This is a genomic window from Micromonospora sp. NPDC048839 (assembly GCF_040649915.1).
GTDB lineage: Bacteria > Actinomycetota > Actinomycetes > Mycobacteriales > Micromonosporaceae > Micromonospora.
Genome location: NZ_JBEZGL010000003.1, coordinates 488,655 through 501,779 on the forward strand (window position 1 = coordinate 488,655; position 13,125 = coordinate 501,779).

Here is a 13,125-nt window from a genome sequence, read left to right on the forward strand (position 1 = left end):
GAACAGAGGTCGCCCCGTGAGCGCGAGGAGTGAGCCGCTTCTGCGAGCCCCGCAGTCGCGAACAGAGGTCGCCCCGTGAGCGCGAGGAGTGAGCCGCTTCTGCGAGCCCCGCAGTCGCGAACAGAGGTAGCCCCGTGAGCATCGTGGACACCCCGGAGCGGCGGCACCTGCGCGAGTTGACCCGGGCCTTCGTGATCCGGGAGGTGCTGCCGCACCTGGACGGCTGGGAGCGGGCCGGCGAGGTGCCCCGGTCACTGCACGCAACCGCCGCGAAGCTCGGTCTGCTCGGCATCGGCTTTCCCGAGTCGGTCGGCGGCAGCGGCGGGGACCTGCTCGACTCGATCATCGTGACCGAGGAGCTGATCCGGTCCGGCGGCTCGTCCGGCCTGGTGGCGGCCCTGTTCACGCACGGCATCGCGTTGCCGCACATGGTCGCGGCGGCCGGCGCCCGCTCCGGTGGCTCGCTGGGCGGCCGGCTCGGCGGCACCGCGTCCCCGGTCGACGACAGCCTGATCGAGCGGTACGTCCGCCCCACCCTGGCCGGCACGATGATCGGTGCGCTGGCCATCACCGAGCCGGACAGTGGTTCGGACGTGGCAGGCATCCGCACGACCGCCCGCCGGGACGGCGACCACTACGTGGTGAACGGGTCGAAGACGTACATCACCAGCGGGCACCGGGCCGACTTCGTCACCACGGCGGTGTGTACCGACTTTCCCGGCAGCGGCGAACTCACCCTGCTGGTCATCGACAAGGGGCTGCCCGGGTTCACCGTGGGACGCCGGCTGGAGAAGCTGGGCTGGCACTGCTCGGACACCGCCGAGCTGTCGTTCGTCGACGTGCGGGTGCCGGTCACCAACCGGATCGGCGCCGAGAACACCGGCTTCCTGGCGATCATGCAGCACTTCGCGGCGGAGCGGCTCTCGTTGGCCACCCAGGCGTACGCCACCGCGCAGCGCTGCGTCGAGCTGACGGTGCGCTGGTGTCGGGACCGGGAGACCTTCGGGCGTCCGCTGGCCAGCCGGCAGCTGATCCGGCACCGGTTGGCCGAGATGCACACCCGGGCCGAGGCGGCCCGGTCGTACGTGCACGAGGTGGCCACCCGGGTGGTCGCCGGCGAGCCGGTGGTGACCGAGGTGGCGATGGCGAAGAACGTGGCGGTGGCCGCCTGCGACCAGGTCGTGGACCAGGCGTTGCAACTGCACGGCGGCTTCGGCTACCTGCGCGACGCCGAGGTGGAGCGGCACTACCGGGACGCCCGGATCCTCGGCATCGGCGGCGGCACCACCGAGATCATGAACGAGATCATCGCGAAGGGCATGGGCCTATGACGACTCTTCACAGCGCGGTCGACCCGTCCGCACCGGCGTACGCGGCGAACCGGGTGGCTCTGCTGGAGCGGCTGGCTGAACTGGACGCCGCGCTGGACCAGGCGCGGGCGGGTGGTGGTGAGAAGTACGTGGCCCGGCACCACGGGCGCGGCAAGCTGCTCCCCCGGGAGCGGATCGAGCTGCTGGTGGACGCCGACAGCCCGTTCCTGGAGCTGTCACCGGTCGCCGCGTACGGCACGGACTTCCCGGTCGGGGCCAGCGTGGTCACCGGCATCGGGGTGGTCGAGGGCGTGGAGTGCCTGATCGTCGCCAACGACCCGACGGTACGCGGTGGCGCGGTGAACCCGTGGTCCCTCGCCAAGACCCGGCGGGCCGGTGAGATCGCCCTGGCCAACCGGCTGCCGATGGTCAACCTGGTCGAGTCGGCCGGGGCGGACCTGCCCACCCAGGCGGAGATCTTCATCCCTGGTGGTCGGGTGTTCCGGGACCTGACCCGGCTCTCGGCGGCGGGCATCCCGACGGTCAGCGTGGTCTTCGGCAACGCCACGGCCGGTGGCGCGTACGTGCCGGGGATGTCCGACCACGTGATCATGATTCGGGACCGGTCGCAGGTGTACCTGGCCGGGCCGCCGCTCGTGAGGATGGCGACCGGCGAGGTCACCGACGACGAGTCGCTGGGCGGTGCGGCGATGCACGCCGGCACGTCCGGGCTCGCCGACTACCTGGCCGCCGACGAGCGGGACGGCATCCGCCTGGCCCGGCAGTGCGTACGCCGGCTGAACTGGCGCAAGCACGGCCCGGCGCCCCGGACGGCGGTGCCGCAGCCGCCGAAGTACGACCCGGAGGAGCTGCTCGGCATCACCAGCGCCGACCTGAAGGTGCCGTTCGATCCCCGCGAGGTGCTGGCCCGGATCCTGGACGGCAGCGACTTCGACGAGTTCAAGCCGGCGTACGGGGACGCCCTGGTCACCGGCTGGGGCGAACTGCACGGGTACCCGGTGGGTGTGCTGGCCAACGCCCGGGGGGTGCTGTTCAGCGCGGAGGCCCAGAAGGCGGCCCAGTTCATCCAGCTCGCGAACGCCGCGAACACACCGCTGATCTTCCTGCAGAACACCACCGGCTACATGGTCGGCACCGAGTACGAGCAGCGCGGAATCATCAAGCACGGCGCTCTGATGATCAACGCGGTGTCCAACTCGACGGTGCCGCACCTGACGGTGAACCTCGGTGCCTCGTACGGGGCCGGCAACTACGGCATGTGCGGTCGCGCGTACGAGCCGAGGTTCCTGTTCACCTGGCCGAACGCGAAGTCGGCGGTGATGGGTCCGGCACAGCTCGCCGGGGTGCTGTCGATCGTGGCCCGGCAGGCCGCCGCCGCCCGGGGACGTTCCTTCGACGAGGAGTCCGACACCGCGATGCGGATGATGGTCGAGCAGCAGATCGAGTCGCAGTCGGGAGCGCTCTTCCTCTCCGGTCGGCTCTACGACGACGGGGTGATCGACCCGCGGGACACGCGTACCGTCCTCGGGCTCTGCCTCTCGGCGATCCACAGCGGACCGGTGGAGGGCGCCGACGGTTTCGGCGTCTTCCGGATGTAGAGAGGGCGAAGCCGACGATGATCACGAAATTGCTCGTGGCCAACCGGGGGGAGATCGCCCGTCGGGTCTTCGCGACCTGCCGGGCGCTCGGCGTGCAGACGGTGGCCGTGTACTCGGACGCGGACGCCGACGCGCCGTTCGTCACCGAGGCCGACCAGGCGGTCCGGCTGCCCGGGGACTCGCCCGTCGAGACGTACCTGCGGGTCGAGCTGATCCTGGACGCGGCCCGGCGGTGCGGCGCGGACGCCGTCCACCCGGGGTACGGCTTCCTCGCCGAGAACGCCGACTTCGCGGCGGCGGTGACCGACGCGGGACTGACCTGGGTCGGCCCGCCGGCCAAGGTGATCGCCGTGATGGGCGACAAGCTCGCCGCGAAAGGGCTGCTCGCCGAGGCCGGTGTGCCGATGCTGCCCAGTTGGACCGACACCACCGCGGTCACCGACCTCCCGGTCCTGGTGAAGGCATCCGCAGGTGGTGGCGGGCGGGGGATGCGGATCGTCCGGGAGGCCGACGAGCTGGCCGACGCCGTCGCGTCCGCGGGCCGCGAGGCGGCTGCCGCGTTCGGCGACGGCACGGTCTTCATCGAGCGGTACGTCGAGCGCGGCCGGCACGTCGAGGTGCAGATCTTCGGGGACACCCACGGCCGGGTGGTGGCTCTCGGTGACCGGGAGTGCTCGATCCAGCGTCGGCACCAGAAGATCGTCGAGGAGGCGCCGGCTGTCGTTCCGGAGCGGGTGCGCACGGCGTTGCACGAGGCCGCGGTGGCCGCCGGTCGCGCGGTCGACTACGTCGGGGCGGGCACTGTGGAGTTCCTGCTCGCCCCGGGTGGCGAGATCTTCTTCCTGGAGATGAACACCCGTCTTCAGGTCGAGCACCCGGTCACCGAACTGTGCACCGGTCTGGACCTGGTGGGGTTGCAACTGCTCGTCGCCGAGGGTGAGCCACTGCCGGCGACGCTGCCGGTCGGCACCGGGCACGCCATCGAGGTACGCCTGTGCGCCGAGGACGCCGGGGCGGGTTGGCGGCCGGCCACGGGCACCCTGCACCGGTTCGCGGTCCCTCAGGTGACGACCGAGTTCGGTGGGCTGGACCGACCGGGGCTGCGGCTCGACTCGGGGGTGGTGGCCGGCTCGGTGGTCGGCGTGCACTACGACTCGATGCTGGCGAAGCTGATCGCCTGGGGTCGCACCCGTACGGAGGCGACCCGACTGCTGTCCACCGCGCTGAGCCGGGCCGAGGTGCACGGGGTGACCACCAACCGGGACCTGCTGGTCCAGGTGCTGCGCAGTCAGGCGTTCGCCGCCGTGGAGATCGACACCGGGTTCCTGGACCGGCATGCGGAGGTCTTCGCCCCGCTGCTGCCCGCCGGCCGGCGCCCGCTGGTGGCGCTCGCCTCGGCGCTCGCCTCGGCCGCCGGCCGTCGCGCCGGGGCGAAGGTGCTGGCCGGGTTGCCGTCCGGCTGGCGCAACGTGCCGGCCGTCCCGCAGGTCACCCGGTTCGGTGGTCCGGACGGCGAGGTCGAGGTCCGCTACCGGCTGGACCGCGTGGGCGGGCTCGCCGAGTGGTCCGCCGACCCGACCACCACCAACTCCGCCGCCAACCGCACCGCCGCTGAACCCGCCACCGCTGGCCCTGCCGGCATCGGCCCCGCCGCCGGACGACCGGACGTGGCGCTTGTCGAGGCCACCCCGGACCGGGTGGTGCTCGACGTCGACGGGGTGCGGTGCGCGTACCGCGTACACCGGGTGGGGTCGGCGGTCTTCGTGGACGGCCCGGACGGGGCGGCGAGCCTCGTCGAGTTGCCCCGTCTCCCGCTGCCCACGGCGGAGGTGGCGGCCGGGTCGCTGCTCGCCCCGTTGCCCGGTGCGGTGACCCGGGTGCACGTCCAGGTCGGCCAGCGGGTCGTGGCCGGCGAGCCGTTGCTCACCCTGGAAGCGATGAAGCTGGAACATCCCGTGCTCGCCCCGACCGACGGCGTGGTCAGCGAGTTGCCGGTGCCGACCGGTGGTCAGGTGCGCACCGGCGCCGTGCTGGCCGTCATCGACATCTGTTGAGGAGGACCCCCTGATGACCTTCGATCTCACCCCTGAGCAGGACCAGCTTCGCGACGCCGTGCGGGCGCTCGGCCGCCGCTACGGCCACGGCTATTTCGTGGCGAAAGCGAAGTCGGGAGAACACACCACCGAACTGTGGGCCGAGGCGGGACGGCTCGGCTACCTGGGCGTCAACATCCCCACCGAGTACGGCGGTGGCGGCGGCGGCATCACCGAGTTGGCCATCGTCTGCGAGGAGTTGGCGGCCGCCGGCTGCCCCTTGCTGCTGCTGGTGGTCTCCCCCGCCATCGCGGCCACCGTGCTCGCCCGGCACGGCACCGAGGACCAGCGCAAACGGCACCTGCCCGGCCTGGCGGACGGCTCCCAGAAGATCGTCTTCGCGATCACCGAGCCGGAGGCCGGATCCAACTTCCACCGGCTCGGCACGGTGGCTCGCCGGGACGGCGACGGCTGGCTGCTCAACGGCCGCAAGTGCTACATCTCCGGTGTCGACGAGGCGGATCACGTCCTGGTGGTGGCCCGCGTCGCCGTCGAGGACGGCCCAACCGGTGCAGCGGACGCGTCTCCGCAGAAGCTGAAGCCGGCGCTGTTCCTCGTGCCGACCGACGCGGCCGGGCTGACCAGGTCCAAACTGGACATGGAGATCGTGTCCCCGGAGAACCAGTTCCTGCTCTACCTGGACGACGTCCGGGTCCCCGCCGACGCGCTGCTCGGTGAGTCGCTGGACGCCGGGCTGCCGGCGCTCTTCGCCGGGCTCAACCCGGAGCGGATCACGGTGGCCGCGATGGGTGCCGGCACCGGCCGGTACGCCATCGAGCGGGCCAGCGGGTACACCTCCACCCGCAAGGTCTGGGGTGGCCGGAGCATCGGCTCCCACCAGGGGGTGTCGCACCCGCTGGCGCACGCGGCGGTGCAGGTGGAGCTGGCCCGCCTGATGATCCAGAAGGCCGCCACCCTGTACGACGCCGGCCGCGACCTGGAGGCCGGGGTGGCCGGCAACATGGCCAAGTACGCGGCCGGGGAGGCAGCCGCGCTCGCCGTCGACACCGCCGTCCAGGTGCTCGGCGGGGCCGGCATGACCACCGAGTACGGGGTGGCTACCCTGCTCGGCGCGGTGCGGGCCGGCCGGATCGCCCCGGTCAGTCGGGAGATGATCCTCAACTTCGTGGCCCAGCACGTCCTCGGCCAGGACAAGTCCTACTGAGCCGGCCCGTTCCGGACGGGTGATCGACTCCGTCTTCTTGATTCCGGGGCGTCCAAGGCCTATCGACGCCCCGACTTCGCGGAAACCGAGTCGATCACCCAGGCGGACCGATCCCTGCCTACGCCTGCTGCGGACCGGAACGCTCGCGGCGGTGCAGGATCGCCGCGGCCACCGCGAAGAGCAACACGGGTGCCAGCACCAACGTCAGCCACTGCGCCGAGGTGAGCGGGTCGGGGACACCGTCGCGGCTGGGGTGCTCCAGGTACGTCCCCGTGGTCCCGAGCCCCACCCGGGTGAGAATCAGCGTGACGCCCACCGGGACGACGAGCGCGAGCAGGCGCAGTCGGAGCGCCGTCGGCGTCGACAGGACGACAAGGGCGAAGAGCAGGTACCCCGCGATCAACAGGATCGCCTCGACGCGGCCGACACCGCTGGTGAACATCCAGGTGCCGTAGATGGGCGACGTCGAAACGTCAGCGGCGGTTACCAGGGCGACGCTCGGCGCGCCGACGCTTACCACCGTCGCCGCCGCCAGTGTGCCGAGCCGCCAGCGCGCGAGGACAGCCGTTACGGAACGGGGAGCGCGGAGGGCGAGGGCAAGCGGGATCATCGCGGCGAGCACGACGGGCCAGATGTCGAAGACCGTCGAATAATACCCGTAGGCCTCGGCGACCCGTACCACCTCGAACGCCACGCCGCCGACGGCGATCGCCGCCGCCGCCCGCCCCCACCCGAGTGCGGTGAACACCGCCACGACGAGCCAGAGCGCCGCCAGGGGACCATGCGGCCAGAGGACGAACGGTTCACCGATCCCCTCGGGATAGCTCTGCGCGTACATGCTGAGGTGCAGCACCGGAACGCGCGCGGAGCGCACGCACAGCAGCAGCGCGGCGACCAGGCCGAGCACCTGCGCCGCGTCCCGCCACGTGTCGACCGAGAATCGGGCGCCGACCTGCCGTACGTGCGCCCGAACCGCCCCGCCGAGCAGGGCGGACACGTCTCGTGCCGAGGGCCTGCGCTGGCCCGGCGCGGCGTCGTCCAGCAACACCCCGATCAACTCGTCCTCGTACTGCCGCCGGTACGCGCGGGGGTAGCAGGCCAGCAGCCACCGGTAGACCTGGGGCAACGTCACGCCGCACCGCCTTCGAAGATGAGGCCGGCACGGCGCAGCCGCACGCTCGCCGCGTCGGCGTTGCTCCGCAGGCGCGCCGACTCCTCGGCCAGGCGTTGCACTCCGGCGGCGGTGAGTCGGTAGTAGCGGCGCAACCTGGACTGCACCTGCTCCTCGCGTTCGATGTCGATGAGGCCCTCGGTACGCAGCCGGTCCAGCGCCGCGTAGAGGGTGCCGGCGCGCAGGTCGACGCGCCCGTCGGAGATCCGGCGGACCTCGTCGAGGACGGCGTATCCGTGCCGTGGGGCCTCGACGAGCGCGGTGAGGATCAGATAGGTCGATTCGTGCAGGGAAGCCTTCACCATCGCCGCAGTATATACAGTCCGACTGTATATGCGGGCACCCTCCGAGCGGTTCGTCGGAAATACTGAGCGGGTGCGCAACGACGTCGAGTTCGATCGGCTGGTGGACGGGCTCTACGCCGCTTTCGCCGACCACCCGATGCCCGCCGACATGGAGGCCTGCCCGCACTGCGTGGAGCCGGCGGACCTGGCCCTCTTCGTCGGTACCCCGCTGCGGCAGCTGAGCACCGACCAGATCGATGACTACCTGGGAAACGGGGGCACCTGGGGGGACGGGACCGAGGTGCCGCACCTGCTGCCCCGGCTGCTCGATGCGGCCGCGAGTGGCGAGTTGTCGTACCTGCCGCCGGAGGCCGTCACCGAGCGGATGCGGGACCAGTGGCACGGCTGGCCGGCCGCCGAGCGGGCAGCCGTCGAGCGGTTCCTCCTCGGCTGGTGGCACCGGATCCTCGCGGAGTTCCCGTCCACCACCTCGGCCTGGGGCCTGCTGGAGGCGGTCGCCGGGCTGGAGATCGACCTCGGGCCGTACCTGGCCGAGTTCGCGGCCATCCCGGGCGAGGCCACCGCGCGGCACCTGGCCGACGTCCTCGAGGGCCTGTCGCACCAGGGTCCCCTGCCCGACCGGGCGCAGGAGTCGATGCGGCGCTGGCTGGCCGGCGCGACGCCCACCGACGTGCTGTGGACCGCCGCCATCTCCTCGACCGACCCTCAGGTCGCCGACGAGCTGGCCGACGCCGCCGACGCGACAGCGCGTCTGTCGCACTGATCGGCGGGCCACCCGTCGGGGGTCAGCCGGGGATCCGGCAGGCGGCGTCGATGCGGTGGACCGGGCGGACCCGGCGGCCCATGCCCTCCAGCAGCGAGTCCTCGACGTGGAAGTCCCGGATGCGCAGCTGGTACCGGGGCAACTCCTCCTCGCTCGGGCAGAGCACCTGCGCGCGGACCAGATCGACAGGCACGTACCGCACACCACCCCGCTCCTGCAGGATCACCATGTTGACGTCGTCGGTGGTGATCACGTGCCCGCGTACGTCCTCGGTGGGTCCGCTCTCCGCGCCCACCGTCGTGACGGTCAGCGGCAACACCGGTGTGCTGATCACCGGCACCGCGGCCCAGACCAGCATGGCGAGCATCGCCACCTCGGTCACCGACGCCAGCGGCCGGATCACCACACCGGGCAGCGGCCCCGCGATGAAGAGAGCCAGCAGCGGCGGCACCGCGAGCAGCGCCAACACCAACAGTTCGCCCTGCTTCCCGGCGTCCCGCAGCGTCGGCAGCAGCAGCCAGCCGTACCCGGCGAGCAGTGCGACGATCATGACCAGTCGGGGCACCAACCGTTCGTGCAGTCGCCCGGGGCGCAGCTGAAACGCGGCCGCGAACGCCGGCAGCAGCAGCGGCAGGTAGAGCAGCGGCCAGGTGATCAGGGCAAGCAGAAAAGCGGCAAGCACCACCCAGGCCGGGGTGAGGTCGGCCCAGCGGGCGAAGAGTGGGCGACGGCGGGTCCCCGGTGGCAGCCGGTCCGCCCCGACGGCCAGCACCGCCCCGAGCGCGAACACGGCGACCATTCCGGTGGAGAGCAGCCGAGCCGCCGTGGTCAGGAAGCCGGCGAGCAGGTTGACCGGGCCGACGTTCGCCACCAGCAGCAGTGTGGTCTGAAGTTCGCCGCCCGCCTCGACCCCGAGGCGGAGCACCGAGAAGATCGCCGGTACGCCCACCAGCGCCGTCCAGAAGGACTGGCTGGCACGGGCACGCCGTTCCGCCGGGTCCCAACGGACCCGCCCGGGCTCGACGTCGGCGACGACCGGGTCGGCTGGTTCGGCGACCGGCACGCCAACCGGCCAGCCAGGCCGGTCCACCACCTCGGCCGGCGGTTCGGCTGCGGCCGTGCCGTCGGGGACCGGCGCGGCGGCGACACCCGGCACGGACGCGCGGGGTGGTGGAACCGGGCCGTCGGCGCCGGTTGCGGTCGGCGCCGTACTCACGTCGACGGCGCCTTGTCGTCGAAGTCGACGAGCTTCGGCACCTGCAGCGGCTGAGGCTGGCGTTTCTCGACCTTCAGCCACGGACCCAGGGTGCGGTTGTAGGCGCTCTGCCAGGGGCTCACCTGCCCGTCGCGACCCCGCTCGTAGCTCTTCTGCAGGAAGAACGCGACCAGGTCGCGCAACGCGGGGTCGCCGATCGGCACGCCGATGCCCAGCAGCTCGCTGGTGCCGAAGGGCATGTCGACGACCTCGAACTCCTTGGGATAGGTGGCGAGGAACCCGGCGAGGATCGTCTCGTCCGAACTGACCGCGTCGTACCGGCCGCCCCGGATGCCGTCGACGCAGTCCCCGACGTCCTTCACCACGAACGTCTTGACCCCGTGCTTCTCCAGCTCGGCCTCCGTGGTGGACCCGCCGCTGGTACAGACCTTGTACGCCGGGTCGCGAAGGTCCTCGATGGTGCGGATCCGGTCCTTGAGGCGGACCGGCACCATCACCTCCTGCGTGGTGACGAAGTACGGCCCGGCGAAACTGACAAGCTTCTCGCGCTCCTCGGTCATCGAGAAGCTGGACACCACGAGGTCGACAGTGCCGCCCTGCAACGCCGGGATCCGATTTTCGGTGGCCACCGATACGAACGCCAACCGCTGCTCACCCTCGTAGCCCAGGGAGGCAGCGATGTACCTGCCGATCTCGACGTCGAACCCGACGTGCTGGCCGTTGCGCAGGTCGCCCATCAACGGCTCCTTGGTGGCGACGCCGATGCGCAACTGCGCCTGCCGGTAGATGTGCGACTCACGGATCTTCTGCTGCACGGACGGCAGTTCCGGCTCCCGCCGGCTGTCGCAGCCGGCGGCGGCCGCCAGGGTGAGGGTGAGGGCGGCCGCCAGTGTCGTCGCGACCGAACGGAGCCGGGACCGGGAACTGCGTACGTTCATGGGGTGACCTCGCTGACGGACCAGCCTGCGGAACACCCAGGGTAGCGACTGCACGCTTTTCCGTAGCGACACCGACCGGGCACGTCGGGCGGACCGGTCGGCCGGTGTCGATCGGCGCGCCGCCCGCTCTCCGGTTGACAGCCGCCGATGTCACGACATGCTGAACGAATGAGTCGATTGTCCAGGCCCGATGCGCGGACGGTGGCGGTGCTCGCGGCACTGGGAGCCCTCGTACCACTGGCCCTGCTGGTCGTCTGGCGCCGACAGGACCTGGTCGGCGTGGTTCTCGCCCTGCTCTGCGTCCTGCTGGCCACGGTCTCCGGGGTCGCCTTCTCCGCCGCCCGTCAGGCCGACGACCCGGAGCCGGAGGACCGGCCGGCGACCACCGGGCCGGCGGAGTTGATGCCGTACGGGATCGACGCGGACACCCTCGACGCCCTGGACAGTCGGGATGCCCTGCGGGCGGTGCGGGACCGGCGACGCGGGTCGGACGGGATCAGCGGCCGGTGAGGGTGGGCGCGGTGAGCGCATCCACGCCCCGCCCGGCCAGGCACCGGTACGTCCGGTCGATGCTCCCGTCGACCGGGGGGAGCACCTCCAGGTGCCAGCCGCTCGGCTCGGCGATCCCGGTGGTCAACCGGAACGTCTTGGCGCTGCACACCTGTCGCACCTGCGCGGCGGCGACCACGTCGTCGTAGTTGGCGCCGACCAGGGGCACCGGCAGGATGCCCTCGGCGTACGTCTCCCAGGTGTGCCGACCGGTGCAGGACAGCCGAGCCGCCTCGGCGCGGTCGCCGCGGATGCGCATCGGGCCGAAGCATTCCAGCTCGGGCAGGCACCGGGCGCCCTCGGGCAGCACGGTGGGCGTGCCGCTGCCGGTCGTGCAGCCGGGCAGCGGCCCGGTCGCCGGTGCGGCGACCTGGGTGGCCGTCGGGCTCGGGGTCGGCGGTGCCGCGTGGTCGGCGAACCACGCCCCGGCGGTCGCGGAGCCGGCGAGCGCGAGGACCCCGGCACCGCCGAGGAACCAGCGCCGCCAGCGTCGGACGCCGGGGACGACCTGCTGGGTGTCCTCGATGGGCGGCCGGGGCACCGGCCGGCTGGGCGGGTACGGGCCGGGGCGGGTCGCGCCACCGCTGACCGGGGCGCCGCTGACCGGGGCCGACGGTGGTCCGAGTGGCAGGTTGGCGAGCAGGTCGTGCAACTCCAGTGCGGAGGGCCGCTCGGCCGGGTCGTTGGCCATGCCGGCGCGCAGCACGTCGATCAGTTCGTCCGGGACGCCGGGCAGGGCGGGGAGCGGCTGGTTGAACATCTCCAGGACGGTGATCAGGCTGGGGTTGCGCTCGGACTGCCAGCGGGGCGGCCGACCGTGCATCACCGCGTAGAGGGTGGCGCAGAGCGCGTACACGTCGACGGCCGGTGACGGCGGGCTGTGGCTGAACATCTCCGGCGGCGCGTACGCCGGGGTGAGCACCTCCAGGGTGACCGAGGCGTCGCGGTGCTCCGCGAGCACGGCCAGCCCGAAGTCGGCGAGCACCGCCGAGTTGAAGGCCGAGTGGAGGATGTTCGCCGGTTTCACGTCCCGGTGCAGTACCCCCGCCGCGTGCGAGTGGGCCAGCGCGTCGGCGATCTTGATGCCGAGGTCGCGGGCCTCCACCGGGTCGAGTGGCGAGGTCCGCATCCGTTCGGCGTACGAGCCGTCGCAGAGCTCCATGATCAGGTAGGGGTGCTGGTCGACGGTGACCCCGACGTCGAAGAGGTCCACCACGTGCGGGTGTGACGACATCCGGCCGGCCGCGCGCGCCTCGCGCAGGAAACGGGCCTGGTCCCGCTCGCTGTCGAGCGTCCGGTTCTCCACCTTGACGGCGACCTCGCGGCCCACCGAGATCTGGGTGGCCTGATAGACGGTCGCGTACCCGCCCCGGGCAAAGACCCGCAAATCGGTCAGACCCGGCACGATCGGCACCGGCGGGCCACCGGTCGGGGTGTCGGTCACCGCTCGAAAATACCCAACCCGGCCGGCGGCTCAGCGCACCGTGTCCGCCGGAGCGGCACCGGACGGGCCGGTACCCTCCTCGGCGGGCGCAGCCGCCCCGGCACCGTCGGACGAGGCGACTCCGCCGGCCGACGCGCCCCGGCGGGCATCCAGGCGCAGACCGACGGCGGTGGCCACGGCCCCCAGACCCTCCCAGACCGCCACCCCGAAGAACCGGCCCGGAGCGATGTCGGAGAGCACGGCGATGGTGAACACGGTGAACGTGACAAGTCGGAAGACCACGGTGAACCGGTAGAACGCCCGCCACTCGGTGATCGTGGCGAGCAGGTAGTAGACGCCCATGTTGAACGCCGCCATCGAGGACGCCAGCAGGAACGTGCCGGTGTGGTCACCGACGGCACGCGTCGCCGGCACCTCGAGCCCGAGCATGCGCAACTGCGCCTCCGGCCAGAGCAGCCCGACCGCGCCCAGCACCAGCGCCAACACGCCGAAGACCGCGATGGTCCAGCCCGCGATGGAACGCGGCAGCTTCATGAAGGGCCTCCCCAGGCA

12 protein-coding genes are annotated in these 13,125 nt (G+C 72.1%); 6 read left to right on the forward strand and 6 right to left on the reverse strand.

Going from position 1 to position 13,125, the window contains the following annotated elements; genetic code table 11:
* Positions 1-134 precede the first annotated feature (134 nt).
* From AB0C25_RS08340 to AB0C25_RS08355, 4 genes are read left to right on the forward strand one after another with little or no spacing between them, the layout of a single operon-like run.
* Positions 135-1,331 carry an acyl-CoA dehydrogenase family protein gene (locus tag AB0C25_RS08340; protein WP_357370861.1) on the forward strand — a complete coding sequence of 399 codons (1,197 nt, stop codon included), beginning with the start codon at positions 135-137 and terminating at the stop codon, positions 1,329-1,331.
* A complete protein-coding gene (locus AB0C25_RS08345; RefSeq protein WP_357370863.1) occupies positions 1,328-2,929 on the forward strand; it encodes a carboxyl transferase domain-containing protein in 1,602 nt (533 codons plus the stop codon). The genes AB0C25_RS08340 and AB0C25_RS08345 overlap by 4 nt, the downstream gene beginning before the upstream one ends.
* Positions 2,930-2,946: 17 nt before the next feature.
* Positions 2,947-4,983: a biotin carboxylase N-terminal domain-containing protein gene (locus AB0C25_RS08350; RefSeq protein ID WP_357370865.1), complete on the forward strand. Its 2,037-nt coding sequence runs from the start codon at positions 2,947-2,949 to the stop codon at positions 4,981-4,983.
* Between the two features lie 13 nt (positions 4,984-4,996).
* A complete protein-coding gene (locus AB0C25_RS08355; protein WP_357370867.1) occupies positions 4,997-6,187 on the forward strand; it encodes an acyl-CoA dehydrogenase in 1,191 nt (396 codons plus the stop codon).
* Between the two features lie 118 nt (positions 6,188-6,305).
* Here the strand turns inward: AB0C25_RS08355 and AB0C25_RS08360 are convergent, their stop codons facing one another.
* On the reverse strand, positions 6,306-7,319 hold the full coding sequence (locus AB0C25_RS08360; RefSeq protein WP_357370869.1) for a hypothetical protein: 1,014 nt from the start codon (positions 7,317-7,319) through the stop codon (positions 6,306-6,308).
* The gene (locus AB0C25_RS08365) at positions 7,316-7,663 is read right to left on the reverse strand and encodes a PadR family transcriptional regulator (RefSeq protein ID WP_357370871.1); all 348 of its coding nucleotides are present in this window, start codon (positions 7,661-7,663) and stop codon (positions 7,316-7,318) included. The genes AB0C25_RS08360 and AB0C25_RS08365 overlap by 4 nt, the downstream gene beginning before the upstream one ends.
* Positions 7,664-7,733: 70 nt before the next feature.
* Between AB0C25_RS08365 and AB0C25_RS08370 the strand changes: the two genes are divergently transcribed.
* A complete protein-coding gene (locus AB0C25_RS08370; protein ID WP_357370873.1) occupies positions 7,734-8,426 on the forward strand; it encodes a hypothetical protein in 693 nt (230 codons plus the stop codon).
* A 22-nt stretch (positions 8,427-8,448) separates the two neighbouring features.
* Here the strand turns inward: AB0C25_RS08370 and AB0C25_RS08375 are convergent, their stop codons facing one another.
* Positions 8,449-9,642, reverse strand: coding sequence for a hypothetical protein (locus AB0C25_RS08375; RefSeq protein WP_357370875.1), 1,194 nt, complete (start codon positions 9,640-9,642; stop codon positions 8,449-8,451).
* Positions 9,639-10,580: a transporter substrate-binding domain-containing protein gene (locus AB0C25_RS08380; protein WP_357370877.1), complete on the reverse strand. Its 942-nt coding sequence runs from the start codon at positions 10,578-10,580 to the stop codon at positions 9,639-9,641. Before AB0C25_RS08380 ends, AB0C25_RS08375 begins: the two co-directional genes overlap by 4 nt.
* A gap of 168 nt (positions 10,581-10,748) precedes the next feature.
* Here AB0C25_RS08380 and AB0C25_RS08385 point away from each other — a divergent pair, with 168 nt between their 5' ends.
* Positions 10,749-11,090, forward strand: coding sequence for a hypothetical protein (locus AB0C25_RS08385; protein ID WP_357370879.1), 342 nt, complete (start codon positions 10,749-10,751; stop codon positions 11,088-11,090).
* On the opposite strand, the gene AB0C25_RS08390 is transcribed toward AB0C25_RS08385, so the two are convergent.
* Both AB0C25_RS08390 and AB0C25_RS08395 read right to left on the reverse strand, forming a co-directional pair.
* Positions 11,077-12,573 carry a serine/threonine-protein kinase gene (locus AB0C25_RS08390; protein WP_357370881.1) on the reverse strand — a complete coding sequence of 499 codons (1,497 nt, stop codon included), beginning with the start codon at positions 12,571-12,573 and terminating at the stop codon, positions 11,077-11,079. The two genes, AB0C25_RS08385 and AB0C25_RS08390, sit on opposite strands and share 14 nt — an antisense overlap.
* 30 nt (positions 12,574-12,603) lie before the next feature.
* On the reverse strand, positions 12,604-13,107 hold the full coding sequence (locus tag AB0C25_RS08395; RefSeq protein ID WP_357370883.1) for a hypothetical protein: 504 nt from the start codon (positions 13,105-13,107) through the stop codon (positions 12,604-12,606).
* Positions 13,108-13,125 lie beyond the last annotated feature (18 nt).